27 protein-coding genes are annotated in these 25976 nt (G+C 68.0%); 9 read left to right on the plus strand and 18 right to left on the minus strand.

The window, feature by feature from the left end:
- Positions 1–103: 103 nt before the first annotated feature.
- The 8 genes from GZ64_RS0106210 to dapA form a co-directional block, all read right to left on the minus strand.
- Entirely contained in the window at positions 104–328 is a 225-nt protein-coding gene (locus tag GZ64_RS0106210; RefSeq protein ID WP_029259023.1) for a DUF3046 domain-containing protein, read from the minus strand.
- 18 nt (positions 329–346) lie between these two features.
- Positions 347–655 (minus strand): helix-turn-helix domain-containing protein, encoded by a 309-nt coding sequence (locus tag GZ64_RS0106215; protein ID WP_017830901.1) that lies wholly within the window; start codon positions 653–655, stop codon positions 347–349.
- A gap of 141 nt (positions 656–796) precedes the next feature.
- Positions 797–1282 (minus strand): CinA family protein, encoded by a 486-nt coding sequence (locus tag GZ64_RS0106220; protein WP_029265526.1) that lies wholly within the window; start codon positions 1280–1282, stop codon positions 797–799.
- Positions 1279–1854 (minus strand): CDP-diacylglycerol--glycerol-3-phosphate 3-phosphatidyltransferase, encoded by a 576-nt coding sequence (gene pgsA, locus GZ64_RS0106225; RefSeq protein ID WP_029259021.1) that lies wholly within the window; start codon positions 1852–1854, stop codon positions 1279–1281. The genes GZ64_RS0106220 and pgsA overlap by 4 nt, the downstream gene beginning before the upstream one ends.
- The gene (locus tag GZ64_RS0106230; protein WP_029265527.1) at positions 1854–4589 is read right to left on the minus strand and encodes a DNA translocase FtsK; all 2736 of its coding nucleotides are present in this window, start codon (positions 4587–4589) and stop codon (positions 1854–1856) included. The genes pgsA and GZ64_RS0106230 overlap by 1 nt, the downstream gene beginning before the upstream one ends.
- 72 nt (positions 4590–4661) lie before the next feature.
- Positions 4662–5156 carry a GNAT family N-acetyltransferase gene (locus tag GZ64_RS0106235; protein ID WP_029265528.1) on the minus strand — a complete coding sequence of 165 codons (495 nt, stop codon included), beginning with the start codon at positions 5154–5156 and terminating at the stop codon, positions 4662–4664.
- 72 nt (positions 5157–5228) lie between these two features.
- Positions 5229–6905 carry a ribonuclease J gene (locus tag GZ64_RS0106240; RefSeq protein WP_021198632.1) on the minus strand — a complete coding sequence of 559 codons (1677 nt, stop codon included), beginning with the start codon at positions 6903–6905 and terminating at the stop codon, positions 5229–5231.
- A 53-nt stretch (positions 6906–6958) separates the two neighbouring features.
- On the minus strand, positions 6959–7936 hold the full coding sequence (gene dapA, locus GZ64_RS0106245; protein ID WP_029259018.1) for a 4-hydroxy-tetrahydrodipicolinate synthase: 978 nt from the start codon (positions 7934–7936) through the stop codon (positions 6959–6961).
- Positions 7937–8013: 77 nt separating this feature from the next.
- Between dapA and GZ64_RS0106250 the strand changes: the two genes are divergently transcribed.
- A complete protein-coding gene (locus GZ64_RS0106250; RefSeq protein ID WP_029265530.1) occupies positions 8014–8580 on the plus strand; it encodes an NUDIX domain-containing protein in 567 nt (188 codons plus the stop codon).
- Positions 8581–8608: 28 nt separating this feature from the next.
- Here GZ64_RS0106250 and GZ64_RS0106255 read toward each other — a convergent pair whose 3' ends face one another.
- Genes GZ64_RS0106255 through GZ64_RS0106265 form a run of 3 tightly spaced genes read right to left on the minus strand, consistent with a single transcriptional unit; the run spans position 8609 to position 10652 of the window.
- Positions 8609–9370 carry an SDR family NAD(P)-dependent oxidoreductase gene (locus tag GZ64_RS0106255; protein WP_029265531.1) on the minus strand — a complete coding sequence of 254 codons (762 nt, stop codon included), beginning with the start codon at positions 9368–9370 and terminating at the stop codon, positions 8609–8611.
- A complete protein-coding gene (locus GZ64_RS0106260; RefSeq protein WP_029259015.1) occupies positions 9370–9846 on the minus strand; it encodes a dihydrofolate reductase in 477 nt (158 codons plus the stop codon). Before GZ64_RS0106260 ends, GZ64_RS0106255 begins: the two co-directional genes overlap by 1 nt.
- Complete coding sequence (locus GZ64_RS0106265; RefSeq protein ID WP_029259014.1) at positions 9843–10652, minus strand: thymidylate synthase; 810 nt, start codon at positions 10650–10652, stop codon at positions 9843–9845. Before GZ64_RS0106265 ends, GZ64_RS0106260 begins: the two co-directional genes overlap by 4 nt.
- A gap of 118 nt (positions 10653–10770) precedes the next feature.
- Here GZ64_RS0106265 and GZ64_RS0106270 point away from each other — a divergent pair, with 118 nt between their 5' ends.
- From GZ64_RS0106270 to GZ64_RS0106280, 3 genes are all read left to right on the plus strand, one after another.
- Positions 10771–11184, plus strand: coding sequence for a thioredoxin family protein (locus GZ64_RS0106270; RefSeq protein ID WP_021198626.1), 414 nt, complete (start codon positions 10771–10773; stop codon positions 11182–11184).
- A 21-nt stretch (positions 11185–11205) separates the two neighbouring features.
- Positions 11206–11784: a DUF4395 family protein gene (locus GZ64_RS0106275; protein WP_029265533.1), complete on the plus strand. Its 579-nt coding sequence runs from the start codon at positions 11206–11208 to the stop codon at positions 11782–11784.
- A gap of 81 nt (positions 11785–11865) precedes the next feature.
- Positions 11866–12291 (plus strand): OsmC family peroxiredoxin, encoded by a 426-nt coding sequence (locus tag GZ64_RS0106280; RefSeq protein ID WP_021198624.1) that lies wholly within the window; start codon positions 11866–11868, stop codon positions 12289–12291.
- A gap of 8 nt (positions 12292–12299) precedes the next feature.
- Here GZ64_RS0106280 and GZ64_RS0106285 read toward each other — a convergent pair whose 3' ends face one another.
- The 5 genes from GZ64_RS0106285 to GZ64_RS0106305 form a co-directional block, all read right to left on the minus strand.
- Complete coding sequence (locus tag GZ64_RS0106285; protein WP_029259011.1) at positions 12300–12740, minus strand: hypothetical protein; 441 nt, start codon at positions 12738–12740, stop codon at positions 12300–12302.
- A complete protein-coding gene (gene dapB, locus GZ64_RS0106290) occupies positions 12740–13480 on the minus strand; it encodes a 4-hydroxy-tetrahydrodipicolinate reductase (RefSeq protein ID WP_021198622.1) in 741 nt (246 codons plus the stop codon). Before dapB ends, GZ64_RS0106285 begins: the two co-directional genes overlap by 1 nt.
- Positions 13481–13562: 82 nt before the next feature.
- A complete protein-coding gene (locus GZ64_RS0106295) occupies positions 13563–14165 on the minus strand; it encodes a histidine phosphatase family protein (protein WP_021198621.1) in 603 nt (200 codons plus the stop codon).
- Between the two features lie 69 nt (positions 14166–14234).
- Positions 14235–15263 carry an aldo/keto reductase gene (locus tag GZ64_RS0106300; protein WP_029265534.1) on the minus strand — a complete coding sequence of 343 codons (1029 nt, stop codon included), beginning with the start codon at positions 15261–15263 and terminating at the stop codon, positions 14235–14237.
- Between the two features lie 219 nt (positions 15264–15482).
- A complete protein-coding gene (locus tag GZ64_RS0106305) occupies positions 15483–17759 on the minus strand; it encodes a polyribonucleotide nucleotidyltransferase (RefSeq protein ID WP_021198619.1) in 2277 nt (758 codons plus the stop codon).
- A 360-nt stretch (positions 17760–18119) separates the two neighbouring features.
- Between GZ64_RS0106305 and GZ64_RS0106310 the strand changes: the two genes are divergently transcribed.
- Positions 18120–19430, plus strand: a complete 1311-nt coding sequence (locus GZ64_RS0106310) for a UDP-glucose dehydrogenase family protein (protein WP_029265535.1) — start codon at positions 18120–18122, stop codon at positions 19428–19430.
- 47 nt (positions 19431–19477) lie between these two features.
- Here the strand turns inward: GZ64_RS0106310 and GZ64_RS0106315 are convergent, their stop codons facing one another.
- Positions 19478–21379 (minus strand): GDSL-type esterase/lipase family protein, encoded by a 1902-nt coding sequence (locus GZ64_RS0106315; RefSeq protein WP_231479829.1) that lies wholly within the window; start codon positions 21377–21379, stop codon positions 19478–19480.
- Between the two features lie 179 nt (positions 21380–21558).
- Between GZ64_RS0106315 and GZ64_RS0106320 the strand changes: the two genes are divergently transcribed.
- Together GZ64_RS0106320 and GZ64_RS20000 are read left to right on the plus strand one after the other, a co-directional pair.
- Positions 21559–22143 (plus strand): DedA family protein, encoded by a 585-nt coding sequence (locus tag GZ64_RS0106320; protein WP_029259006.1) that lies wholly within the window; start codon positions 21559–21561, stop codon positions 22141–22143.
- 31 nt (positions 22144–22174) lie between these two features.
- Positions 22175–22351 (plus strand): DUF5302 domain-containing protein, encoded by a 177-nt coding sequence (locus GZ64_RS20000; protein ID WP_017830923.1) that lies wholly within the window; start codon positions 22175–22177, stop codon positions 22349–22351.
- Between the two features lie 71 nt (positions 22352–22422).
- On the opposite strand, the gene GZ64_RS0106330 is transcribed toward GZ64_RS20000, so the two are convergent.
- A complete protein-coding gene (locus GZ64_RS0106330; protein WP_029259005.1) occupies positions 22423–23862 on the minus strand; it encodes a cation:dicarboxylate symporter family transporter in 1440 nt (479 codons plus the stop codon).
- 145 nt (positions 23863–24007) lie between these two features.
- Here GZ64_RS0106330 and GZ64_RS0106335 point away from each other — a divergent pair, with 145 nt between their 5' ends.
- On the plus strand, positions 24008–25288 hold the full coding sequence (locus GZ64_RS0106335) for a sensor histidine kinase (RefSeq protein ID WP_029265537.1): 1281 nt from the start codon (positions 24008–24010) through the stop codon (positions 25286–25288).
- Positions 25285–25974 carry a response regulator gene (locus tag GZ64_RS0106340; RefSeq protein ID WP_029265539.1) on the plus strand — a complete coding sequence of 230 codons (690 nt, stop codon included), beginning with the start codon at positions 25285–25287 and terminating at the stop codon, positions 25972–25974. The genes GZ64_RS0106335 and GZ64_RS0106340 overlap by 4 nt, the downstream gene beginning before the upstream one ends.
- Positions 25975–25976 lie beyond the last annotated feature (2 nt).

Below are 25976 nucleotides of genomic sequence, written 5' to 3' on the forward strand. Positions count from 1 at the left end.
TGAACCACTTGTGCAGAAGACTACGCCCGCTTCGAACAGATCTTCGACGACACGCCGTGGATCTCAGGTCGTGTCCCGTAGGCATCGGAGATCGACGAACGACTCAGCGTCCGCGCGGCTCCTGCCGACCGACGCCGTGTCGCCTGTTCTCCGGAACATCCATCTCGACGCACAGGGCCAACCAGATGTCGCGTGGCGGTGTTCCCTCGGCCAGCGCCTCGCGCGCTGTTCGACCGCCGACAGCGCTGAGCGCCAGGTCGTTCACCAGAGAGGACGCGCGTGCCTGAAACTCGGTCTCGACGGCGCGAAGGAATTCGCTACGACGCATGGCTTCCCCGACCGGGGATCAGTGCAGCGAAAGCTGAGGTTCGATCGACGCGACGAGGTCGTCGGGAACGACGTCCGGGAAGACCTGGATGCCCTCGAGCACCGAGATGCGGTCTCCGACCTCGCGCATGATCGTCGAAATGGGAACGTCGAGCGCGTCGGCGACGGAAGCGAGGATCTCGCTCGACGCCTCCTTCTGCCCACGCTCGACCTCGCTGAGGTAGCCGAGCGCAACCGACGCCTTGCTTGCGACCTGCCGGAGCGTGCGCCCCTTCTGCAGGCGGAAGTCCCTCAGCACATCGCCGATTTCCTGTCGTACAAGAATCATCGGAACCTCCTCCCCATGTGATCGTTCGAGGTCTCCCCCGATGAGACAGCCAGTCTAGTACCCCTGGCATGCACAGAATCTACCCCTGCACTCTGTGGTTTAAGTGTGAGCACATCAGAGATAACCACCCCGGCGGTCCTGCTATTCCGCCAGCATCGCGCACAGTTCTTCGAGCGCTGCCGCGACCGTCTGCGCGCGGATCGAGTCGCGATCTCCGAGGAAACGGAAGGCCGTCGTCCTCATCGCCGCCGGCGTCGCCACGCCGATGTGCACCGTGCCGACCGGTTGCCCGTCGGGGGAATCCGGACCGGCGATTCCCGTCGTCGACACCCCGACATCGGCCGGCGAGCCACCGACGCTCACGACACTCCTCACTCCGTCTGCCATCTGCAGCGCGACCTGCGGATGCACCGGCCCGTGCACGGCGAGAAGATCCGCGTCGACGCCCAACACCGACGCCTTCACCGGCGTCGCGTACGCCACCACCCCGCCGAGCAACACCGTGGACGCGCCGGGAACCGAGACCAGGTCGGCGCACAGGGCGCCGCCGGTCAGCGACTCCGCGACTACGAGCGTCCATCCCCGTCGACCCAGCGCCGCGAGGACGGCAGCAGCCGCGTCGCTCACGACTTCCGGCGCGAGCCGCGGACCTGCGCCACGATGTAGTCGATACCGCTCGCGACCGTGAGCACCAGGACGATGAGCATGAGGATGAAGGTGATCAACGTCCATGCATCGAGACCGACGAGATAGTGCAGCGGAAGCAACGCCCAGCCGAGCGCCACACCTTGGAACGCCGTCTTGATCTTGCCCATCCAGGCCGCAGCGACGACATGCTCGCTGGCGACCATGAGCCGGTGGATTGTGATCCCCCACTCGCGCACGAGGATGAGGGCGACGATCCACCAGCCGACCTCGCCGAGGATGGCGAGTCCGATGAACCCGGCCCCCGTGAGCATCTTGTCGGCGATGGGATCCCAGAGCTTGCCGAAATCGCTGACGATGTCGTACTTGCGCGCGAGGTAGCCGTCGACCCAGTCCGTGGAGATCCCCACGATGAAGATGACCGCGGCCGCCCAGCGGAGGCCGGGCTCGGCGAGGCCGTAGGTTCCGCCCAGCAGCAACAGGACGAAGAAGACGACCGCCAGCGGGATGCGCGCGACGGTGATGGCGTTGGGCAGCTGCCGCGGGATGGCCATCAGTCGCGTCCCGTCAGGCCCCAGGCGTCTTCGTCGCCCTCGGCCTCCACCTCGGGAAGCCCCTCATACTGGGCAGCGATCGGATCGTGCGTCTGGGGCAGGGGTGGCACCGGCGGAGCGACAGGGGCGGCGGAAGCGGGCGGCGACGTCGGAACGTCGTCACCGCGCAGCTTCGCCATCACCTGTGGGAGCTGCTCGGCCGTGGCCAGCACGTCGCGCGCCTTGGAGCCCTCGGACGGGCCGACGATCTCACGTGACTCCAGCAGGTCCATGAGGCGACCGGCCTTCGCGAAGCCGACCCGCAGCTTGCGCTGGAGCATCGAGGTCGATCCGAACTGCGACGAGACGATGAGCTCGGCAGCCGCGAGCAGCAGTTCCAGGTCGTCGCCGATGTCTTCGTCGACTTCCTTCTTCTTGGTCGGCTCCATCGCCTCCTGCACGTCGGGACGATAGTCCGGACGAGCCTGGCGGGTGACGTGCTTGACGACCGCGTCGATCTCCTTCTCGTCGACCCACGCGCCCTGCAGACGGAACGGCTTCGACGAGCCCATCGGCGAGAACAGCGCGTCACCCTGACCGATGAGCTTGTCCGCCCCGGGGCTGTCGAGGATGACGCGGCTGTCGGTGACACTGGTGACGGCGAAGGCCAGTCGAGACGGGACGTTCGCCTTGATGAGTCCGGTGACGACGTCGACGCTCGGCCGCTGGGTCGCGAGGACGAGGTGGATGCCGGAGGCTCGCGCGAGCTGCGTGATGCGCACGATCGAGTCCTCCACGTCGCGAGGGGCGACCATCATGAGGTCGGCGAGCTCGTCGACCACGACCAGGAGGTACGGGTACGGCTTCAGAACGCGCTCGCTGCCCGCCGGCAGCTCGACCTCCCCGGCGCGCACGGCACGGTTGAAGTCGTCGATATGACGGAAGCCGAAAGACGCGAGGTCGTCGTACCTCATGTCCATCTCCTTCACGACCCACTGCAGCGCTTCGGCCGCCTTCTTGGGGTTCGTGATGATGGGCGTGATCAGGTGCGGGACACCGGCGTAGCTGGTGAGCTCCACGCGCTTCGGGTCGATGAGGACCATGCGCACATCGGCGGGCCGCGCCCGCATCAGCAGGCTGGTGATCATGGAGTTCACGAAGCTCGACTTACCGGAGCCGGTGGAACCGGCCACCAGGAGATGCGGCATCTTCGCGAGGTTCGCGATGACGATGTTGCCGCCGACGTCCTTGCCCACGCCGATCGTCATCGGATGCGTGCTCTTCTGCGCGGCGGGCGAACGCAGCACGTCGCCGAGTGCGACCATCTCCTTGTCGGCGTTGGGAATCTCGATGCCGATCGCGCTCTTGCCCGGGATCGGCGAGAGGATGCGGACGTCGTTCGAGGCGACCGCGTAGGCGAAGTTGTTGCTCAGCTGCAGGATCTTCTCGACCTTGACGCCGTGGCCGACCTCGACCTCGTACTGGGTGACCGTCGGGCCGCGCGAGAAGCCGGTGACCTTCGCATCCACCTTGAACTGCGACAGCACACTGGTGATCTGCTCGATCACCTTGTCGGTGGCCTCGGAGCGCATCACCGGAGGCGGCCCTTCGACCAGAAGACCGGGAGAGGGCAGGATGTACGGCGTCACGGGCGCCTGCGGCCCGCGGTCGCCTGGCCCCTCGGTGCCGAAGCCGTCGAGGCCGGGAAGCTCCGGTACCTCTCCGGTGTCGGAGGAGTCGTCGAGCAGTGCCGTGGTCTGCTGCTCCGCGAGCGAATCGGCGACGGACCTCACGTCGGACAGCACCTCGGTGGCGGCGTCGTACGGGTTCTCGACGACGACGGCCTGATCGTAGGCGGGAGTCGGGTCGGAGGTCGTGAGCAGTGCGGTGATGTCGTCGGAGCCGAGCGTGCCTTCGTCGGGGTCCTCTTCACGGCCGGTCTTGTTGCGCCGCCACCACGGCAGCACGTCGGGATCGTCGACCTTGTCGGTGTCGTCGATCGCCGCGGAGTCTTTGGTCGACTTCTCCGGACGCTCGGCATCGAACATCCAGGCGTAGAGATCGCCGAGACGGGCGCCGATGCGGTTCGGCGGAGTCTTGGTGAGGATGAGGATGCTGAGCGCCGCCAGCAGCGACAGCACGATGTACGCGGGGATGTCGGTGAGGTAGCTGAGCGGCTGGCCGAGCATCCATCCGAAGAGTCCGCCGGACTCGCTCAGTGCGAGCATGCCCTCCTTGGGCTGAGGGCCGTCGCCCGCGACGTGGCAGAAGCCGGCGAGCGTCAGGACGAACAATCCGAAACCGATTCCGATGCGGCCGTTGTCGTGAACCGACGAGGGGTGGCGGAACAGCCATCCGGCGAGCAGGAGCAGCAGAACGGGCATCACGAATGCGACGCGCCCGATCAGTCCTCCGACCGAATACGCGCTGATGTTCGCAGCGACCTCGTTGCCGATGAAGAACCACTCGTTGATCGCACCGAGCACGGCGAGGAGCACGAGGAGGAAGGGAAAACCGTCGCGACGATCGTCTTTCTCGAGAGTCTCGGGGCCGAACGCGCGGAAGAGTCCGCCGACGCCGTGCGCCAGCCCGACCCAGGCCCGGACGGCGACCGGCGGCTTGTCTGCCTCGTCGATGTACTTCTTGGGAGCGGGCTGCGCCTTGCGAGCGGGCTGGGCCTTGGGAGCCGTCTGCCGCTTGGGGCGCGACGGTGCGCTGGTCGACGCGCTCTCTGTCTTCGTGGTACTCCTGGCCATGCTCTCACGTTACGTCCAACAGCCGACATCTCCGCGTAATGACGCGGCTTTCCATGGATCCGAGGGGCGCGATTACGCCGTGCCGCGAGCCATCGTGTCGCGGGTCGCGCCCTGACTCACCACGGCAAAACCCTCGGCTCGATACAGGTTGCGCGCGAAGTTGTCCCGTTCCACGCTCAGGCTGATCCGGGCATGCCCCTGCGAGCCCGCCAGGTGCACGACGCCGCGCAGCAGCGCCCGCCCGACGCCTCGGGCACGCCAGAGCGGGTGCACACCGATGATCAGCTCCGGGACCGCGACACCGATGAAACCGAACCCGGGATCGTTCTGCGGGAGCACCCGGTACCAGGCCGCACCCACCGGTGTACCGTCGTCGCCGGCAGCCACCAGTCCGTCGTCCGCCATGCGCTTCCAGCCCGCGAGGTAGCGCCGGTGGTCGGGCGACGTCAGCACCTCATGACGGGGACGCACTCCCCCGGCGCGCCAATTGGCGGCCTCGACGAGCATGTCGCCGAGGAACGTCGCATCCGTCTGCGCCGCCCTGCGAAGGGAGAAGTCCCTGTACATGACGCGAGCATAGGACGTCGGTGTTACATCGGGATGACGCTCACCCGTGAGTGCGAGACGACTCGCCTGTCGTCATGCCTCGATGACGAGCGGCACGATCATCGGACGGCGACGCAGCCGCTGGTTCACCCAGCGACCGATCGTGCGTCGCACGACCTGCGACAGTGCGTGGGTGTCGCGGACGCCGTTGCCCGACGCCTCCTTGAGCGCAGCGACGATCTTCGGCGTGACGTCGTCGAACACCGAGTCGTCCTCGGCGACACCGCGCGCGTGGATCTCGGGACCGGAGATGATGCGTCCGGTGCCGGCGTCCACGACCACGATCACGGAGATGAAGCCTTCCTCGCCGAGGATGCGGCGATCCTTGAGGTCGGCATCGGTGATCTCTCCGACGGTGGAGCCGTCGACGTAAACGAATCCGAGGTCGAGCTGCCCGGTGACCTTCGCGACGCCGTCCTTGAGGTCGATCACGGTGCCGTTCGAGGCGATGATCGTGTTCTCCTCGGAGATACCGGTGTCCTGCGCGAGCTTGGCATTCGCGATCAGGTGCCGATACTCGCCGTGCACGGGGAGGACGTTCTTCGGCCTCAGGATGTTGTAGCAGTAGATCAGCTCACCGGCGGCGGCGTGCCCGGAGACGTGCACCTTCGCATTCGCCTTGTGCACGACGTTCGCGCCGAGCTTGGTCAGTCCGTCGATGACGCGATACACGGCGTTCTCGTTGCCGGGGATGAGGCTGGAGGCGAGGATGACGGTGTCACCCTCGCTGATCTCGATCGCGTGGTCCATGTTCGCCATGCGGCTGAGCACGGCCATCGGCTCGCCCTGGGAGCCCGTCGACATGTAGACGATCTGCTCGTCCGGCAGGTCGCGCGCCTTCTTGAAGTCGATCAGCACCCCGTCCGGCACCTTGAGGTAGCCGAGCTGCTCGGCGATGGTCATGTTGCGGACCATGCTGCGGCCGAGGAACGCGACACGGCGGCCGTTGGCGTGCGCGGCGTCGATCACCTGCTGCACGCGGTGGACGTGGCTGGAGAAGCTCGCGACGATGACGCGACGGGGCGCCTTCGCGATCACCTGGTCGAGCACGGGACCGATGGAGCGCTCCGTCGGGGTGAAGCCGGGGACGTCGGCGTTCGTCGAGTCGACGAGGAACAGGTCCACGCCCTCTTCACCGAGGCGGGCGAACGCACGCAGGTCGGTGATCCGACCGTCCAGCGGCAGCTGGTCCATCTTGAAGTCACCGGTGGCGAGCACCATTCCTGCGGGTGTGCGGATGGCGACGGCCAGTGCATCGGGGATCGAGTGGTTGACGGCGACGAACTCGAGGTCGAACGGACCGACCCGCTCCTGCTGCCCCTCTTTCACCGTGAGCGTGAAGGCCTTGATCCGATGCTCTTTGAGCTTCGCCTCGACCAATGCGAGGGTGAGGCCCGAGCCGATCAGGGGGATGTCGCTCTTGAGCCGGAGCAGATACGGAACCGCGCCGATGTGGTCTTCATGACCGTGCGTGAGCACCACGCCGACGATGTCGTCGAGCCGGTCGCGAATGGGCTCGAAGTCGGGAAGGATCAGATCGACACCGGGCTGGTGCTCCTCGGGGAAGAGCACACCGCAGTCGACGATCAGGATCTTCCCGTCGTACTCGAACATGGTCATGTTACGACCGATCTCGCCGAGTCCGCCGATCGGGATGACCCGCAGCGTCCCTTCGTCGAGAGCGGTCGGTTCTACCAGGGGAATGGACATGCTGTCTCCTCAGTCGGACACTCCGCGCGTCCGTTCGTTCATGGCGACGCGACTCAGCGCGTCGTGCCGTGCACCTTCGGCAGGGCACCACCCGCAGCCGCGTTGCGGTCGGGTCGGAAGTTCGAGAAATCGGCTCCGGGAACGTTCTGCACGAGGTCGAGCTCATCCTCGATGAGCGCGGCCTCCCATTCCTCGGGACCGACCAGGGGAAGGCGAACGCGCGGGCTCGAGATGCGACCGAGTCCGTGCAGGATGTACTTGGCCGCAACGGTTCCGGGCACGTGGGTCATCACAGCGCGAACGAGCGGTTCGAGGCGCTTGTGCTCGGCGGTCGCCGTGGCGAGGTCGCCGGCGTTCACCGCGTCGATGATCGTGCGGTACGGCGCCGCTGCGACGTTCGCCGTCACGCCGATGAGACCGGTCGCGCCGATCGCCAGGTGCGGCAGCACGTTCGCGTCATCTCCGGAGAAGTACATCAGATCGGTCTGGTTCAGCACGCGGCTCACCTCGGAGAAGTCGCCCTTGGCGTCTTTCACGGCGAGGATGTTCGGGTGCTTCGCGAGACGCAGGATGGTCTCGTACTTGATGGGCACACCCGTGCGTCCCGGGATGTCGTAGAGGATCACGGGGAGGTCGGTCGCATCGGCGACCAGACGGAAGTGCGTGAGGATGCCGGCCTGCGTGGGCTTGTTGTAGTAGGGCGTGACGATCATGATGCCGTCGGCGCCGGCCTTCTCGCTGGCCTTGTAGAGCTCGATCGCGTGCGCTGTCTCGTTGGAGCCTCCGCCGGTGATGATCTTGGCCCGCCCCGCGGAGACGGACTTGCCCACCTCGACGAGCTTGAGCTTCTCGGGGTCCGTCAGGGTCGAGGTCTCGCCTGTCGTCCCGGTCACGACGATGCCGTCCGCTCCCGCGGTGATCACGTCATCGATGTGCTTCTCGACGGCGGGCCAGTCGACTTCGCCGTCGGCCGTCATCGGAGTGACGAGCGCGACGAGAACCTGCCCGAATGGGTTGCCCGAGTGCGTCATAGACCCAGCGTATCGGTTCGGCTGCCGCTCATGCGGACGCGGTGACGCGCGAGACGTCGCCGATCTACGCTCGAAGCATGGCATGGGTCACACGAGGCACCGAGACGAAGTACGAGAACGCGTGGATCCGGGTGCGGGAGGACCGGGTCACAGGACCAGCGGGCGCGGACGGCATCTATGGTGTCGTCACCATGCAGCACCCGGCGGTCTTCATCGTCGCCGTGGACGAGGAAGACCGTGTGTGTCTCGTCACGATCGACCGCTACACCGTGGGGACGACCATCGAGGTCCCCGCTGGCGGCAGCGACGGGGAAGACCCCCTGCTCGCGGCGAGACGCGAGCTCCGGGAGGAGACCGGATTCGAAGCCGGTGAGTGGACGGCCCTGGGCACCATGCACGCTCTGAACGGGATCGCCGAGGCGCCCGAACACGTCTTCCTCGCACGCGCTCTGCGCCCGGTCGCAGAGGACGACGCCGAGAACGGGAGCGACGCCGCCGAGAGCCAGGCCGAAGAAGGCATCCAGGCCGTCTCGTGGGTACCTTTCGCGCACGTGCTGCGCATGATCGCCGACGGCGACATCACCGACGGAGAGACCATCGCGGCGATCGCCAAGGCGGGGATCCTGCTCGGCAGGTTCCACTGACCGCTGCCGATCAGATGACCGCTGCCGGTCAGACGCGGCCTCGGCGCGCCACGCGGGAGGTGAGCGTGCTCGGGAGGAGGCGTGTCAGCGCCACGATCACCTTGTACCGCAGCGACGGCACCGAGACCGACCTGCCACGGGCGGCATCGCGCAGGCCGACGCGCACGACGTCCCGCGCGTTCAACCACATGATGCCGGGAACGCCCTCCTGGCCCACCGCGAGCCCCATGCGCTCGTGGAAGGAGGTGTGCGTGAACCCGGGGCACAACGCCGTGACGGAGACGCCATCGCGCGTGTACTCGGCATTCGCCCAGCGGCTGAATCCGATGAGCCAGGCCTTGCAGGCGGAGTACGTCGACCGGGAGATGAAGCCGGCCACGGAAGCCACATTGATGATGCGACCGCCACGACCACGCATGGACTGCAGTGCCGCGTGCATGAGCCGCATCGACGCCTCCACATGTACACGGAGATGACGCACCTCATCGTCGATGTCGTTGTCGGCGAACTGCAGCGGAAGACCGAACCCGGCGTTGTTCACCAAGAGGTCGATGGGGTCCGCCGTGTCGCGCAGGCGCGCGGCGACCTTCTCGACGCCGGCCTCATCCGCCAGGTCGGCGGGGATGATCTCGACCGCGACCCCGTATTCGCTCCGCAGTTCGGCGCCCAGCGTCTCCAGCGCGTCCTCTGATCTCGCCACCAGGACGAGGTCGGCACGTCGCCGCGCGAGCTGACGCGCGAACTCGGCGCCCAGTCCGGCGCTGGCTCCGGTGATCAGTGCGGTGGGCATCAGCGCTCGTATCCCAGGAAGCGGTACCGCACTCCCGTGCGCGACGTGAGCCACTCCCCCTCGTCGATGAGGCGCCACCCGGTCTTCGCCGGTGCGTAGGCGTCGCCGGCGACGTCGAGATCGAGCTCGGTGACCTCCAGCCGATCGGCGTCGCCGATCACCTGTCGGAAGATCTCCGCCCCACCGATGATCCAGACCCTGTCGAGTCCGCGAACGGCCTCGGCGACGGTGGATGCACGCCGCGCGCCCTCTTCGGACCAGTCCTGCTGCCGGGTCACCACGATGTTGTCCCGTCCGGCGAGCGGGCGGAATCGCTCGGGCAGCGAGTCCCAGGTCTTGCGCCCCATCACCACGGGAGCGCCGAGGGTGACCTCCTTGAAGTGCGCCAGGTCTTCGGGCACGTGCCAGGGCATGCCACCCTCGGCACCGATGACCCCTCCGTGCGCCTCGGCCCAGATCAACCCGACCCAGGTCATACCGCCACCGCCGCCCTGATCGGCGCGTGGTGCTGATAGTCCTCCACGAGGAAGTCCTCATAGCGGTAGTCGAGAATCGATTCGGGCTTCCGCGCGAAACGCAGCGTCGGGTAGGGGTAGGGCTCACGGCTGAGCTGCTCCCGCACCTGATCGACGTGATTGTCGTAGACGTGGCAGTCTCCGCCCGTCCAGACGAAGTCTCCGGGCTCGAGGCCGACCTGCTGGGCGATCATCATGGTCAGCAATGCGTAGGAGGCGATGTTGAACGGCACACCGAGGAACATGTCGGCGCTGCGCTGGTACAGCTGACACGAGAGCTTGCCGTCGGCGACGTAGAACTGGAACAGCGCGTGACAGGGCGCGAGCGCCATGTCCGGGATGTCGGCCGGGTTCCAGGCAGACACGATGAGCCGACGGGAGTCGGGCGAGCGTCGGATCTGCTCGATCACGTCGGAGAGCTGGTCGATGCTCCCCCCGTCCGGCGTCGGCCACGAACGCCACTGCACCCCGTAGACCGGGCCGAGGTCGCCGGATTCATCGGCCCACTCGTCCCAGATCGTGACCCCGTTCTCGCGGAGCCACCCGACGTTGGAATCACCCTGCAGGAACCAGAGGAGCTCGTACGCGATGGATTTGAAGTGCACGCGCTTGGTGGTGATGAGGGGGAAGCCCTTCGACAGATCGAAGCGGATCTGACGCCCGAAGACGCTCGTCGTCCCCGTCCCGGTGCGATCGGACTTATGCGTGCCGGTCTCCAGGACGTCGCGGAGCAGGTCTTCATAAGGAGTCGGGACGGCTGCGCTCATGGCAGCCACGATACCGTCACGCTCGCCTCCTCGGGTGGAACCGCTTCCGCGCGTGGGCCCTCCGTCATCGTCGGAAACATCGACCCGATCCCGCTTCGACACGACATATCCTCGACCCATGTCACCCGCGCTCGCCCTCGGTATCGCCGCAGCACTCCTCGTGCTCGCGACGGGCATCGGCGTCGTGCTGCGCCGGCGAGACGGACGACGGCGGGACGGCGGTGCTCTCCGCTTCGATCCGGCGGACGCGGTCACCTCGGAGCTCGGGTCCCGCGCGACTCTCGTGCAGTTCAGCACCGAGATGTGCGCGCGGTGCCCACAGGTGAGACGTCTGCTCGGTTCGTATGCCGACGACCACGACGGTCTCGCCCATGTGGAGGTCGATCTGACGCACCGGCCCGATCTCTCCGCGCGCTACAAGGTGCTCCAGACGCCCACGACCTTCGTGGTCGACGGTGCCGGTGCCGTCCGCGCCAGATTCCACGGAGTGCCGACCAGGCACGCCCTCACCGAAGCCCTCACCGCCGTCTGAGCCGGAAGACCGGAGCGCCCCATGAGCACCCCCGCAGGCATCGACCCCCGAGGCCCCCGCTTCGCCGCCGCCATCACCGCGGTCCTGCTGCTGGTGGCGACGTTCCTCGCCCTGATCGGGATCTCGACTCTCCGGACCGGAATCGCCTCGTTCGGTTGGTTCGCCTACCAGCCCCTCGCCGATGCCACATTCGTTCCGTCCGGGTGGGCGATCTCCTCGGCCCCGCTCCTGCAGCGCGCTCTCGACCCGGGGTTCCTCCTCACGGTCGTCATCGCTCTCCTGTTCCTCTGGGGATTGGTCTCTCCGCAGACGGCCCCCTGGGCCACGCTGTTCCGCTCAGCGATCCGTCCACGCCTCGCCGCTCCGACGGAGCTCGAAGACCCGCGGCCGCCGCGGTTCTCGCAGGGCGTCGGGCTCTTCGTCGTGGGTGTCGGCCTCGTCCTGCACCTCCTGGGTGTTCCGTGGGCGCTGCCGATCGCGACGTCCGCGGCATTCGTCGCCGCATTCCTCAACGCCGCCTTCGCCTTCTGCCTGGGCTGCCAGCTCTACCTCCTGCTGCAGCGCGCGGGCGTCGTCGGTCGCGAAGCCACCCCCGCCTGACCGCGGTTCCGCGTCGGCAGGACGCTCGCTAGGCTGACCACGAGTCGACGCTGCGCCCGCAGCTCGAGAACCGGAGGAATCATGCCCGTCACCAGCGAAGCCGCCAGCACGTGGACCGGATCGCTCATGGAGGGATCCGGCACCGTCGCGTTCTCGTCGTCGAACCTCGGCACCTTTCCGATCAACTGGAAGGCCCGCAGCGAAGGCAGCGACACGACGACCACCCCGGAAGAGCTCATCGCCGCCGCGCACGCCTCCTGCTTCAGCATGGCGCTCTCGCACGCGCTCGCCGAGAACGGCACCCCGCCGGAGCGCGTGAACACGACGGCCTCGGTCACCTTCAAGCCCGGCGTCGGCATCACCGGCAGCCACCTCAACGTCAACGCGACGGTCCCGAACCTGACGCCCGAGGCATTCCAGGAGATCGCGAACGGCGCCAAGACCGGTTGCCCGGTGTCGCAGGCGCTCGCCGGAATCGAGATCACCCTCGAGGCCACGCTCGCCTGAGTGCGTCGTCAGGGTCGGCGTGGCGCGAGACGGATGGCCTCGCGAATGCTGGCCCTGGCGTCCTTGCGGCGGCCCGCCGCATCCTGCACCACGCCCAACCGGTAGCGCGCCCGCCAGTCCTCGCCTGCCGCATCCGCTTCGGCCGCGTACCGCGCGATGAGCGGATCCGCGTCGGCGCGGGCGATCCTGCCGCTGGGGGTCAGTTCGGTCTCAACCGGCGGCATCCCGCCTTCCGCATCGAGAAGTCGCCCGAGGCGGTCGGCACCGAATCCGAACATCATCTCGCGGATGAGCGCCCATGCTCCGATCGGCGCCAGAACGAGGAGCGTGATCCCCATACCGGTCGACACGGGTGTGCCGACCGAGATGAACATCACGGCGAGCCAGATCGCCACCGCGAGGTAGACCAGAAGCGCCGCGGCCATCAGCGCGACGCCGATGCGCGACATCACGACCGGATGCCGATGTCGATCATGTGCTCGAGACCCACGAACACACCGGTGGCCTGCACCGCGAACGGCACCGAGAGCCGGATGCCGGGGGCATAGGCGAGCGCCGAATCGATCGTGTCGTGCGTGAACGTGAGCGATTCGCCGGGACCGGAGAGGATGACCTCCTGTTTGGCGACGACACCGGGACGACGCAGCGAGTGGATCGGCACGCTGCCGACCTGCTGCCCGCGGGCGCGCTGGTCTGCGTGCGGTGCGCTGACCGGCCCCTGCTCGGCACGGGCGGCGGCGATCAGTTCCGCGGTGCGCACAGCGGTTCCACTCGGCGAGTCGATCTTGGTCTCACGATGGGCTTCGATGATCTCGGCCGAGCCGAAGAAGGGCGCAGCCGCGGCGGCCAGCGCCGAACCCAGAACGGATCCCAGCGAGAAGTTGGGGATGAACACCGCGCCGGTGCCCGCCGCTTCGACGAGAGGACGCACCAGAGCGATGCGCTCAGCCGACCAGCCGGAGGTCGCGACCAGCACGTTGATGCCGCGCTCCACGGCGGCGCGCACGACGTCGATGCTGACCTGCGGCGTCGACGCGTCGACCACGAGGTCGGCGCCGTCGAGTTCGGACAGATCACTGGATGAGGTCAGCACCCGGCTCACCTCGAAGCCCTCGAGCTCGTCGATCACCGCACCGATGATCGTGCCGAGCTTCCCGGTTCCGCCGACGAGTGCTACCTGCGTGGTCATGCGTCCAGTCTATTTCGCGGGTGACGCCGTCCGGCCCGGGGCGCGCGGGCCGGACGCACCATCTTGCGCCTGCGCAGGTGGCTCAGACCAGGAGCGCGTCGGGGATCCCGGTCCGCAGCTCCACCGGAAGGTGGCCGGTGTCGTTGTGCGTGAGCAGCGTCCATGGTCGCCCCTGCTTCTGCGCGATCACCGTCAGACCGCAGTGCGACTGGTTGAGGGTCATCCACCGCCACTCGGGGGCGGAGAGCACCTCGCGGACGAACCAAGAGATCACGAAGTTGTGGGTGATGAGCACCTCGTGCACATCGCCGGTCTTGCGCACCAGGAACTCGTTCACGGCATCCGACATCTGCGCCCGCCCCGCCTCGATCTCCGCCTCGGTGACGGATCCGAAGAACGGCTCGAACACCGAGGGAGTCTCCTCGGTCATCCCCGTGGGAACGCAATCGAAGAGCAGAGCGGTCGGCTCGGGGTCGACCGACGGAAGGCGCGCCGCGATCGCCCGCGCCGTCTCGTTCGCGCGCAGCAACGGTGAATGCCAGACGGCATCGAGAGGAAGCCCCGACAGACGGTCGGCGATCAGTTCCGCCTGACGCTGGCCTCTCGGAGAGAGGGGTCCGTCGGCGAGACCATGCTCGGCATCCTGATGTTCACCGTGTCTGACCAGATATATGTAGTGCGTCACAACTCGCTCGCTTCATCGCCAGCATCCGCCGGGCCTCCCTTCCACCCTATGTCACGGGTGAAGGGATACTCAGTTTCCCGCCCGGGTGAGCTCGGCGACCTGGCTGCGCGAAAGCGAGACGCCCGCTCCCTGCATGAGTTCATCGACGTGATCGCTGGCGAAGGCGTTGACGATCGGCGCGGCGACCGTGCGCTGGGCGAGCAGCCAAGCCACGGATACCGCCGCGACCGGAGCGCTCACCTCTTCGGCGACCTGATCGAGAGCGCGCAGGATCTTGATGCCCCGGCGGTTGAGGTGCCCTCGCAGCTGCTCGCCCCGCACGCCGCGGGAGGTGAGCGCCTTGCTGCGGTGGCGCCCGGAGAGGAAGCCGTGCTCGAGCGCGTGCGATGGCGTGACCGCGAGGTTCTGCGCACCCGCGACGAGCCGGAGATCACCCTCGAATGGCTGGCGACGGACGAGGTTGTACGGCGCATCGATCACCTTGATGCGCGGGTAGCCGGCCGACGCGAGGATGCGCGCCTCGACGAGTCGCTCCGGCGCGAACCCGAACGCACCGAGCGCACCGATCTTTCCGGCCTCCGTCAACCATTCGACGGTCGCCAACGTGTCTTCGAGATTCGTGGTCGCATCGAGGGTGGCGTCGAGGTAGACGACATCGATGCGATCCACGTCGAGACGCGTCAGGGACCCCTCCACCGCGCGGACGAGATTGACCGAGCCCAGACCGGGGTTGTCGGCGTGGGCACCGATGCGCACACTCACGATGCTGCGGTCGCGCTGGCCGCGTGAACGCAGCCACTGCCCGATGATGTGCTCGCTGCGACCCCCGGAGAAGCCGTCAGCCGTGTGGATCGCGTTTCCGCCGAACTCCACGTAGCGGTCGAGGATGCCGTGGCTGGTCTCGAGGTCGACGTTCCAGCCGAACTCCGCAGCTCCCAGCATCAACGGGAAGGTCTCGTAGCCGGTCTCGCCGAGAGCGGTGCGGATCGTCTCCCCTATCCCTGGCCCGACGATCGGGATGGGCGCAGAGGGATGCTCGGCGACGCCCTGCTGGGCACGTTCCTCAGACGCTCCTGCGCCTACGCTGAACAACCGCATACTCTCTCACCCCCGCGTCGATCGGTGCGTGCCGACCTGCGTACCTGCTCGATCTGCACCCCCCGGTGCGTACTTCGAGGGTAAGCGAATTCAGCGAACGTCCTGACCAATCCGGGGAACGGCGCGGAAACGCCCGATAACGATTTGGTCACACCGTGACAGCGCGGAACCCGGGCCCCTCCCTGACGGAGAGACCCGGGTTCCGTTGGAACACTGCGCTTACTCGGCTGCAGCGTCCTCGGCAGGTGCTGCGTCAGCGGCAGGAGCGTCGTCCAGGACGGGCTCGAGCGAGAGCTTGCCGCGGTCGTCGATCTTCGTGATCTTCACGAGGATCTTCTGGCCGACCGAGAGCACGTCGTCGACGTTCTCGACCCGCTTGCCACCGGCGAGCTTGCGCACCTCGGTGACGTGCAGGAGGCCATCCTTGCCCGGGAGCAGCGAGACGAACGCACCGAAGGTGGCGATCTTCACGACGGTGCCGAGGAACTGCTCCCCGACCTCCGGGTTAGTGGGGTTGGCGATCGCGTTGACCTGGGCGCGGGCGGCCTCGGCCGAGGGGCCGTCGGTCGCGCCGATGTAGACGGTGCCGTCCTCCTCGATGGAGATCTGCGCACCGGTCTCGTCCTGGATCGCGTTGATCGTCTTGCCCTTCGGGCCGATCAGCTCGCCAATCTTGTCGACCGGGATCTGCACGCTGATGACGCGAGGCGCGGTGGGCGCCATCTCGTCCGGAGCGTCGATCGCGGCGTTCAGGACGTTGAGGATCGTCAGACGAGCCTCACGGGCCTGGGTCAGCGCGCCGGCGAGCACAGACGACGGGATGCCGTCGAGCTTCGTGTCGAGCTGGATCGCCGTGACGAACTCGCTGGTACCGGCGACCTTGAAGTCCATGTCACCGAGAGCGTCTTCCGCACCCAGGATGTCGGTCAGAGCCGCGTAGCGGGTCTCGCCGTCGACCTCGTCGGAGACGAGGCCCATCGCGATGCCGGCGACGGGGGCGCGCAGCGGCACACCCGCGTTCAGCAGCGACAGGGTCGACGCGCAGACCGAGCCCATCGAGGTGGAGCCGTTGGAGCTCAGCGCCTCGGAGACCTGACGGATCGCGTACGGGAACTCCTCGCGGCTCGGCAGCACCGGCACGAGGGCGCGCTCGGCCAGGAAGCCGTGCCCGATCTCGCGACGCTTCGGCGAACCGACACGGCCGGTCTCACCGGTCGAGTAGGGCGGGAAGTTGTAGTGGTGCATGTAGCGCTTGCTCGTCACAGGCGACAGCGAGTCGATCTGCTGCTCCATCTTGAGCATGTTCAGCGTGGTGACACCGAGGATCTGGGTCTCGCCGCGCTGGAAGATCGCAGAGCCGTGCACGCGCGGGATGACCTGCACCTCGGCGTCGAGCGGACGGATGTCCGCCAGACCACGACCGTCGATGCGGGCGCCCTCGGTGAGGATCCGTCCGCGCACGATCTTCTTCGTGACGGACTTGTATGCGGCGGAGAACTCGAGCGGCGCCGCGGCCGGGAGCGAACCCGCCTCGGTGGCCTCGATGAGCTCTGCCTTGACGCGGTCCTTGATCGCATCGTCAGCGGTCTGACGCTCGACCTTGTCCGCGATCTGGTACACGTCGCTGAGTTCGGCGAATGCGCGCTCCGAGACGAAGCTGTAGACCTCGTCGCTGTACGCGGGGAAGACCGGGTACACGCCCGGCTCCTTCGAGGCGGTCGCTGCGAGTTCAGCCTGAGCCTTGACGAGCTGCGCGATGAAGGGCTTCGAGGCCTCGAGGCCCTGGGCCACGACATCCTCGTTCGGCTTGGTGGCGCCGGCCTTGATCAGGTTCCAGCTGTGCTCGGTGGCCTCGGCCTCGACCATCATGATGGCGACGTCTTCCGTGCCATCGGCCTTGGTCACGACGCGACCGGCGACGATCAGGTCGAACACGGCCTCCGAGACCTGCTCGGCGGTCGGGAACGCGACCCACTGGTCGGCGTGCTCGCCCTGGCCGGGGATGAACGCGAGGCGCACACCGGCGACGGGACCCGAGAACGGCAGACCCGAGATCTGCGTCGACGCGGAAGCGGCGTTGATCGCGAGAGCGTCGTAGAACTCGCCCGGTGCGATCGACAGGACGGTGATGACGATCTGGACCTCGTTGCGCAGGCCGTCGACGAACGACGGACGCAGCGGGCGGTCGATCAGACGGCAGACCAGGATCGCCTCGGTGGAGGGGCGGCCCTCGCGACGGAAGAACGAACCGGGGATCTTGCCGGCAGCGTAGGAACGCTCCTCGACATCGACCGTCAGCGGGAAGAAGTCGAAGCCCTCACGCGGGTGCTTGCCTGCGCTGGTGGCCGAGAGGAGCATGGTCTCGCCGTCGAGGTACGCGGCGACGGCGCCCTGAGCCTGCTGCGCGAGGCGGCCGGTCTCGAAGCGGATGGTGCGGGTGCCGAAGCGGCCGTTGTCGAGAACGGCCTCGGTGGCGGTGATTTCAGGACCTTCCAAGAGGTCTCTCCTTCTTTGTTTAGACTCGCGAATCCATGTGACGCGCGAGCGTGTTCAAAGGAGCGGAACAGAGGGGTTCGGGCGCGCGGGCACTCCCGCGAATCTCGCCTGCGCTGGCCACCAGTAGAAAGCCACCCGACATCCGCCGAGGAACCCACCACAGGGGACCAGCTTCTCCGCCGATCGCTCCATGAGTCGATATGAAATTGTGCGGTTGACACACGTCAACCTCATCCACCCTACCAGCGCTGACCTCGAATCCTGCGTCTCGTCGCGCATCGCGGATCCGACATCTCGCGTCCACAGCCCGTTCACCGTGCGGACTCCGCGAAGCGACGGGCGTCCGCTGTGGTGGAGTCCATGCGCTTGTCAGTGATCGGCTGCGGCTACCTCGGTGCCGTACACGCCGCCGCCATGGCCTCCATCGGACACGACGTGATCGGCATCGACGTCGACGCGCAGAAGATCGCGGCCCTCGCTTCCGGCACCGCACCGTTCTTCGAACCACGGCTGCCGGAGCTGCTGGCGGATGGCCTGCGCTCGGGGCGGCTCCGCTTCAGCGACCGGATGGCGGACGCCGCGGGTGCGGACGTGCACTTCCTCGCCGTCGGCACTCCGCAGATGCCGGGTGGGCATGCCGCGGATCTGCGTCACGTCGATGCGGCAGTCGACGGGCTGCTCCCCCATCTGCGCGTCGGCGACGTCGTCGCGGGCAAATCCACCGTGCCGGTCGGTACAGCCGTCGCGGTGGCCGGGCGCATCGCCGTCACGGGAGCGACGCTCGTGTGGAACCCCGAGTTCCTGCGCGAAGGCTGGGCCGTGCACGACACTCTGAGCCCGGACCGCGTCGTGGTCGGCGCCGAGGCCGATGCGGCGGGTCAGCGCGCGGTCGGAGTCCTGCGGGAGGTGTACGCCCCGGCCCTCGACGCGGGGACACCCTTCCTCGTCACGGATCTCGCGACGGCCGAGCTGGTCAAGGGCGCGGCGAACGCGTTCCTGGCCACCAAGATCTCGTTCATCAACGCGATGGCCGAGATCGCCGAGGCGTCCGGTGCCGATGTGGCCCTGCTCGCCGACGCGCTCGGGCATGACACCCGCATCGGCCGACGCTACCTCGGCGCGGGCATCGGCTTCGGCGGAGGGTGCCTTCCTAAGGACATCCGCGCGTTCGCCGCACGGGCCGAAGAGCTGGGACGCGGCGAAGCGGTCGGGTTCCTGCGCGAGGTCGACAGCATCAACCACCGTCGCCGTGATCGGGCGGTGCAGCTCGTGGTCGACGCGCTGGGCGGGCTCGTGTTCGGCCGGCGGATCGCCATGCTGGGCGCCGCCTTCAAACCGTTCAGCGACGACATCCGCGATTCACCGGCCCTGGACGTTGCCGTGCGACTGCGCGGGCTGGGCGCGGATGTCGTCGTGACCGACCCGGCTGCCGTCGACAACGCCGCGGCTGCGCATCCTCAGCTCGGCTACGCGCGTGACCGCGACGAGGCGCTGCGGGAGGCCGACGCCGTCGTCGTCGTCACCGAATGGGACGAGTACCGGCGCGACCTCTCGCCCGAGCACGCCGGCGCACTCGTGCGGGGACGGATCATCATCGACGGACGGAACTGTCTCGACTCCCTCTCCTGGCGTGCTGCCGGTTGGCAGTACCACGGCATGGGGCGGCGTTGAGGCACCCACGGCAGGGGCGGCACCGAACACTCCACCGGAGCACGAGGTCAGCGGGCGAAGGCCGTCCTCGCTGCGGACGAGCGACCGAGGTAGACGTAGTCGTCGTGCTTCGCGAGCCGCCCGTCGCCCGCCGCCCGCCCGTGCAGCCGACGCCAGACCCAGGGCAGCGCGTGACGGCGCCACCATACCCCCGCGCCGATGGGCTCATGCTCGTGCATCGCGGCATCGAGCACTCCCAGTGTGTCCGCATCGGGCACTCCGAGCATCTCGCCGGCGCGATAGGCGAGGAAACGGTGCCCTCGACTGCTGAGGTGCACCAGGTCTTCGCCCCAGTTCGGGCGCTCGCCCAATGAGGGATGCAGGTCCGTGTCGATCAGGATCGCTCCGGTGCGAGCCGCGATACCGGTCAATGCGGTCGCGAAGGCGGAGAACCTCCTCGTGAAGAGCGATGCCGCGCGGCGCCCGGGAAGGAACGGCGTCACCAGAAGCACGTCGGCACCGATCCCCCGCAACTGTCGCACCGCCCCCTCGAGCTCCGCGGCGAGCGCTGTGACGTCGACACGGCGCTTCACGAGATCGTTCGCCCCGATCAGGATCGACGCGAGGTCGGGGCGCAGTTCGAGTGCTCGCGTCAGTTGCTGGCCGGTGAGGTCGCGCACGCGCTTGGACCGGACCGCCAGGTTCGCGTAGTGCAGGCTTCCTCTGGCGGCGAGCAGCAGGGCGAGGCGGTCGGCCCACCCGCGGAGGGCACCGTCGGGTGCCGGGTCGCACAGTCCTTCCGTCAGGGAGTCGCCGAGAGCGACGTAGCGGTGCCATCGACGGGCGGTGACCGGCGCGGACGGTTCCGGTCGCACGACGCGGCGGGAGCGCGCCCCGGAATCGGCCCTCTGCAGCATCCGAGCCTCGTCGAAGTGGCCGAGGAGCTGATCGCACACGCTCTCCCAGCTGCGCTCCTGCACGGCTACGCGCCCCGCATCGCCGAACGCGCGTCGCTTGCGCGCATCTCCGGCGAGATCGGCCACGCGCATCCGCAGATCGTCGAGGTCGCCCGGCCGGTAGAGCCAACCATCGATTCCCATGCGTACGAGGTCGAGCGGGCCGCCACGCCCCGTGGCTACGACGGGTACGCCACTCGCGTGCGCTTCCTGCAGGGTCTGCCCGAAGGTCTCACTCTCGCCCGGGTGCACGAAGAGGTCGAACGACGCCATCGCCGCGGCCAACTCACCGCCGTCGAGGTGGCCGAGGAACAGGGCGTCGGGGAGCAGGCCCTGCAGCCGTGCCCTGCTGGGTCCGTCTCCGACGATCACCAGTCGCGTGCCCGGGATGTCGCGGAGCGCGGCGAGGTCTTCGACCTGCTTCTCAGGAGCGAGGCGTCCCACATAGCCGATCACGACGTCGGCGCCCCACTCGGAGCGGAGCGCATACTGGCGCCGCGCGGGCTGGAAGCGTTCGGCATCGACACCTCTCCCCCACCGCCGGACGCGATCGATGCCGAGCGCGGCGAGCTGCCCGGCCGAGTCAGCCGAAGGCGCCAGGGTCAGGGTCGCGCGCCTGTGTAAGCGGGCGATGTGAGTCTGGGCGATGCCGGTGGTCGCCGCGATCCGGTAGCGCTCGGTGTATGCGGCGACATCGGTCTGGTAAGCGGCGACGGCAGGCAGGTCGAGGCGTTCGGCTGCGAGCACCCCCCGCCATCCCAGAGCGAACGGGGAGGCGAGGTGCACGACATCGGGCTGGAAGCGCGCGAGTGAGGACGCGACCCGGCGAGCGCTCGACGTGCCCACCCGCACATGACGGTACCCCGGCAGCGCGAGGCTCGGAATCGCCTCGATGCGTGCCCCGCTCACCTCGGCGGGGACGCCGACCGCAGCGGGGGCGACGACATGTGCCTCATGCCCTCGCCGCTCGAGGTGCCGCAGGATCTGCAGCACCGAGCCGGTGACGCCGTTCATGTGCGGAAGGAAGGATTCTGTGACGATCGCTACTCTCACAGCACCAGGATGACGGGACTCGGGAGCTCCATGCGCCGGAGACGCTCCCCTGCACCAGATGTTCACCGGATGCTGGAGAACGGGTCACCGGCTATCCGGTCTTTGGTTCCCGTTCACCCGTCGCGGGCACAGTGGGCGACGTGCCGACGGATCTGCTGACCGCATCGCTCGCCAGCCCGTGGAGCCTGGCGGTGATGAGTCTGCTCGTCGTCGGCGATGCCTTCTTCGTCGTCGTGCCGGGTGAGGTCGCGGTGACGGCGCTCGGCGCCGTCGCCGTAACCACGGGTTCCCCGCCGCTCTGGGCCGTGGTCATCTGCGCCGCCGTCGCCGCGGCCGTCGGAGACGCCTGCTGCTACCTCATCGGGCGTTCGGTGGGAACCGAGCGCTGGCGGTGGATGAGGATGCCCCGTGTGCAGCAGGCTCTGGTGTGGGCCCGACGCCGCTTGGACGGCGGGATGGCGACGGTGCTGTTCACCGCCCGGTTCGTGCCGTTCGCGCGCCTGGCGATCAACCTGGTCGCCGGAGCATCGCGCATCCATCCTCCCCGCTATCTCGCTCTCGTCGCCCTGGCCGCGACCGGGTGGGCGCTCTACCAGGCAGCGGTCGGTGCAGCCGTTGCGGCGATCCTTCCCGGCGGCCCCCTTGTCGCGGTGCCGGTGTCGATCGTGCTCGCGATCGGACTCGGAGCGGTGATCGACCTGTGCGTGCGCCGCACCAGAGGATGACCGGCCGGACCGGTTGCTCTAGGCTCGGGGCATGAGCACCGAAGAAGGCGCCTCCTCGTCCGAGGAGATGAAGCGCAAGTTCAAGGAAGCGCTCGAGAAGAAGAACGCGCACCACCGGCAGGGCGAGGCACACCTCGACGGCGACTCCGCCGTGCACAGTGCGAACGCCCCGCAGACCCGGCGCGAGTTCCGACGCAAGAGCGGTTGACCGCGCGGATGCGGGAGCCGGCTCGGCCGGCCTCCCGCATCCCTCACCCTCTCGTCGTGCGCGATCTCGCGTCAGGCGCGATCGGCGCGAAGCCTGGCCCGCTCCTCCTTCGCCGCCATCTCGGTGACCGCCGCCTCACGCAGCTCCTGCATGTCCGCAGCCTGCGGAGCGTCCGCGTTTCCGTGGGCGTCGACGCCGTCGAGCAGGGACTCGTCGAACGGCAGCTCGCCGCTGAGCACGCGCCGCACACGGTCGCGGTCGATCTGCTTCGTCCAGGTGCCGATCAGGAGCGTCGCCACCGCGTTGCCGGTGAAGTTCGTGAGCGCGCGGCCCTCGGACATGAACCGGTCGATGCCGACGATCACGCCGACACCGTCCACCAGATCGGGGCGGTAGGCCTGGAGACCACCGGCGAGGGTGGCGAGACCGGCACCGGTGACACCCGCTGCCCCCTTGCTGGCGATGATCATGAACACCAGCAGGCCGATCTGCTCGCCGATCGTCATCGGCTGCCCCATACCGGTGGCGATGAACAGCGAGGCCATGGTCAGGTAGATGGCCGTGCCGTCGAGGTTGAACGAGTATCCGGTCGGTACGGTGATGCCGACGACAGGCTTGGAGACGCCGACGAACTCCATCTTCGCGATCAGCCGAGGCAGCGCTGACTCCGACGACGAGGTGCCGACGATGAGCAGGTACTCCCTGGCGAGGTACTTCATGAGGGAGAAGATGTTCACCCGCGTGACCGTCCACAGCAGCACTCCGAGGATCACGACGATGAACAGGATGCAGGTGATGTAGAACGCGACCATCAGCGTTCCGAGGCTCCAGATGGCGGCGACACCAGTCTTGCCCACCACCGCGGCGATGGCGCCGAAGGCTCCGAGAGGCGCAAGCCACAGGATCATGCCGAGGATGCGGAAGACCAGTTTCTGCAGCTGCTTGACAGCCTCCATGATCGGGGCACCGCGATCGCCGAGCCCCTGCAGGGCGAAGCCGACGAGCAGCGCGATGAACAGCACCTGCAGCACGCTCTCCCCCGTGAAGGCCGAGAAGAACGTCGTGGGGATGATGCCGAGGATGAACTCCTGCGTGGTCTTGGCCTCGGTCTCGACCGCATCGTAGGTCGAGGAGGCCATGTCGAGACCGGCACCGGGGTGGATGATGTTGCCGACGACGAGGCCGATCGCGAGTGCGAAGGTCGACATGATCATGAAGTACAACAGCGCCAGTCCGCCGATCTTGCCGACGGTGGCCGCCTTGGCGATCGATCCCACCCCGACGACGATCGTGCAGAAGATGATCGGCGCGATCATCATCTTGATCAGAGCGACGAACCCCTTGCCCAGCGGCTCGAACGCCTGGCCGACCTCCGGCCACACGAGACCGACGACGGCGCCGAGGACGACCGCCAGCAGCACGGACACATACAGCCAGGTGTGCCGGTCCCACGATTGCTTCCCTCGCCGCCAATTGAATTTCGGCAGTGAGAATCCTGTTGTGAGCGCCATCGCGTCCTCCTCGATCATCGACGTCTTCGTCTGGTGGGCGGCTGCGTCGCCGCCGATCAGATCTCACGGTCTCCGACTTCGCGCACGGAGGCGAGTTGTGGTCGTATTGGTCACGGCACCGGAGCATCGACGATCGGAGGAAGCGATGGCGCATACCTCCCGCGCACGCAGCGCCGCATCCCGAGTCTTCGCGGTGCTGCTCGTCGCGGCCGTCGTGATCGGCGCGCTGGTGGCCGTCTACCTGGTGGTCGAGGCGCAGCGGTCGATCCGCGCCGAGGCCGAACGGGTGACGGCGGCCACCGCCGCCGCGTTCGCCTCCTCGCCCCTGGTGATCGACGGCCTGCGCGGGGATGATCCAGGCTCCGCGACCCCGGTGCTCGAGCCCTATTCGCTCGCGGTGATCGCCAGTGCAGGACTCGACTTCATCACGGTCATGACGCCGGACGGCACGCGTATCACGCACCCCGACACCGACCAGATCGGCGGACACTACCTAGGAACGATCCCGTCGTCGCCCATTCCACTCACCGAGGAGTTCACCGGCACTCTCGGCCCTTCGGTGCGCACCATCGCGCCGGTGACGACGACGGACGGCGCGCTGATCGGCTGGGTCTCGGCCGGCGTGACGACAGAGTCGATCACCGACACCCTGATCCGCCGCCTGCCTCTCACCCTCGGCATCACGATCGGCCTCGTCGCCCTCGGTGCCGGCGGTGCCGTGATCGCCCGACGCGTGACCCGCCGCATCGCGGGCGATCTGCCGCCCGGTCAGGTGCGCGACGCGGTCTCTTCCTACGAATCGATCCGCACTCTGGGCGAAGCCCTGCGCGCGCAGACCCACGAGCACGGGAATCGGATGCACGCCGCCGTCGCTCTGCTCGAACTCGGGCGCCGGGACGAGGCGATCGAGATCCTCACCGAGACTTCTCGACAGAGCCAGTCGCTCGTCGACCAGGTGACCGCACGACGACACGGGGATCCCGCCGTGGGTGCTCTCCTTCTCGGCAAAGCCTCCCAGGCCAAGGAACGCGGCATCGATTGGCGGGTGCGCATCGAACCCGACACACCTCGCACACCGCTGTCCCCGGTGGACGCCGTCTCGGTGCTCGGCAATCTCGTGGACAACGCCATGGATGCGGCCGCTGAGTCCGACGACCGCTGGGTTCAGGTCTCGCTCCGCCCGCACGGTGCCGGGATCATGCTCGAGGTCTCGGACAGCGGCCCCGGCATCCCGCCTTCCCTGCGGGAGCGTATCTTCGACCAGGGCTACTCCACGAAGCCCGCCGACGCGCAGGGTCGCGGCATCGGGCTCGCGCTCGTCCATTCCGTGGTCACCGGCGCCGGCGGTTCTGTGACCGTGAGTGACGATCCGACGACGTTCCGGGTCGTCCTCCCCGCAGCAGGGCCACGGAGGTCTCCGGCATGATCCGCACACTCATCGTCGATGACGATGCTCTGACCCTCGAACTGCATCGCGACTACATGGCCCGCCTCGACGGGTTCGTCGTCGCCGGCGAGTGCACGGGGGCTCGAGCCGCCATGAGGGCCGTGCTCGAGCGCCCCGATGCGTTCGACCTGGTTCTGCTCGACATCACGATGCCGGACGGCTCCGGCATCGACGTGCTCCGCACGCTTCGCGGGCGATCCGCGGCCGTGGATGTGATCGCCATCACCGGCGTCCGCGACGCCGACGCCGTTCGACAGATGGCCGCACTCGGTGTCTTCCAGTATCTGATCAAGCCGTTCCCCTTCGCGGTGTTCCGCGAGCGGATGGAGCAGTACCGTACGCACCGCGAACAGGCGCGGAGCACCGAGGGCGAAGCGACGCAGGCGGAAATCGACGCCCTGCTCGGGCGCTCCACCGCGACGATCCCCCTCCCCAAGGGGCTCTCGGCGGCCTCGCTCGACAGGGTCACCGCCGAGTTGCGCACCGACGGGCCGCTCTCGGCGAGCGAGGCGGCCGAGCGTCTCGGCATGTCGCGGGTCGCCGTGCGTCGCTACCTGGAGCACCTGGTCGCCGAAGGCGTGCTCACGAGGTCTGCGCGATACGGGACCCGCGGACGGCCGGAGACCGAGTACGGCTGGAAGAGGCGACCCGGCCCGGGGACCTGACC

The sequence above is a fragment of the Microbacterium sp. Cr-K32 genome (genome assembly GCF_000708345.1).
GTDB lineage: Bacteria > Actinomycetota > Actinomycetes > Actinomycetales > Microbacteriaceae > Microbacterium > Microbacterium maritypicum_A.

Excerpts from the sequence above, each read along its gene's own strand:
- GZ64_RS0106210 (WP_029259023.1), bottom strand. The coding sequence starts at position 328 with ATGCGTCGTAGCGAATTCCTTCGCGCCGTCGAGACCGAGTTTCAGGCA.
- GZ64_RS0106215 (WP_017830901.1), bottom strand. The coding sequence starts at position 655 with ATGATTCTTGTACGACAGGAAATCGGCGATGTGCTGAGGGACTTCCGC.
- pgsA (WP_029259021.1), bottom strand. The coding sequence starts at position 1,854 with ATGGCCATCCCGCGGCAGCTGCCCAACGCCATCACCGTCGCGCGCATC.
- GZ64_RS0106230 (WP_029265527.1), bottom strand. The coding sequence starts at position 4,589 with ATGGCCAGGAGTACCACGAAGACAGAGAGCGCGTCGACCAGCGCACCG.
- GZ64_RS0106235 (WP_029265528.1), bottom strand. The coding sequence starts at position 5,156 with ATGTACAGGGACTTCTCCCTTCGCAGGGCGGCGCAGACGGATGCGACG.
- GZ64_RS0106240 (WP_021198632.1), bottom strand. The coding sequence starts at position 6,905 with ATGTCCATTCCCCTGGTAGAACCGACCGCTCTCGACGAAGGGACGCTG.
- dapA (WP_029259018.1), bottom strand. The coding sequence starts at position 7,936 with ATGACGCACTCGGGCAACCCATTCGGGCAGGTTCTCGTCGCGCTCGTC.
- GZ64_RS0106250 (WP_029265530.1), top strand. The coding sequence starts at position 8,014 with ATGGCATGGGTCACACGAGGCACCGAGACGAAGTACGAGAACGCGTGG.
- GZ64_RS0106255 (WP_029265531.1), bottom strand. The coding sequence starts at position 9,370 with ATGCCCACCGCACTGATCACCGGAGCCAGCGCCGGACTGGGCGCCGAG.
- GZ64_RS0106260 (WP_029259015.1), bottom strand. The coding sequence starts at position 9,846 with ATGACCTGGGTCGGGTTGATCTGGGCCGAGGCGCACGGAGGGGTCATC.
- GZ64_RS0106265 (WP_029259014.1), bottom strand. The coding sequence starts at position 10,652 with ATGAGCGCAGCCGTCCCGACTCCTTATGAAGACCTGCTCCGCGACGTC.
- GZ64_RS0106270 (WP_021198626.1), top strand. The coding sequence starts at position 10,771 with ATGTCACCCGCGCTCGCCCTCGGTATCGCCGCAGCACTCCTCGTGCTC.
- GZ64_RS0106275 (WP_029265533.1), top strand. The coding sequence starts at position 11,206 with ATGAGCACCCCCGCAGGCATCGACCCCCGAGGCCCCCGCTTCGCCGCC.
- GZ64_RS0106280 (WP_021198624.1), top strand. The coding sequence starts at position 11,866 with ATGCCCGTCACCAGCGAAGCCGCCAGCACGTGGACCGGATCGCTCATG.
- GZ64_RS0106285 (WP_029259011.1), bottom strand. The coding sequence starts at position 12,740 with ATGTCGCGCATCGGCGTCGCGCTGATGGCCGCGGCGCTTCTGGTCTAC.
- dapB (WP_021198622.1), bottom strand. The coding sequence starts at position 13,480 with ATGACCACGCAGGTAGCACTCGTCGGCGGAACCGGGAAGCTCGGCACG.
- GZ64_RS0106300 (WP_029265534.1), bottom strand. The coding sequence starts at position 15,263 with ATGCGGTTGTTCAGCGTAGGCGCAGGAGCGTCTGAGGAACGTGCCCAG.
- GZ64_RS0106310 (WP_029265535.1), top strand. The coding sequence starts at position 18,120 with ATGCGCTTGTCAGTGATCGGCTGCGGCTACCTCGGTGCCGTACACGCC.
- GZ64_RS0106315 (WP_231479829.1), bottom strand. The coding sequence starts at position 21,379 with ATGAACGGCGTCACCGGCTCGGTGCTGCAGATCCTGCGGCACCTCGAG.
- GZ64_RS20000 (WP_017830923.1), top strand. The coding sequence starts at position 22,175 with ATGAGCACCGAAGAAGGCGCCTCCTCGTCCGAGGAGATGAAGCGCAAG.
- GZ64_RS0106330 (WP_029259005.1), bottom strand. The coding sequence starts at position 23,862 with ATGGCGCTCACAACAGGATTCTCACTGCCGAAATTCAATTGGCGGCGA.
- GZ64_RS0106335 (WP_029265537.1), top strand. The coding sequence starts at position 24,008 with ATGGCGCATACCTCCCGCGCACGCAGCGCCGCATCCCGAGTCTTCGCG.
- GZ64_RS0106340 (WP_029265539.1), top strand. The coding sequence starts at position 25,285 with ATGATCCGCACACTCATCGTCGATGACGATGCTCTGACCCTCGAACTG.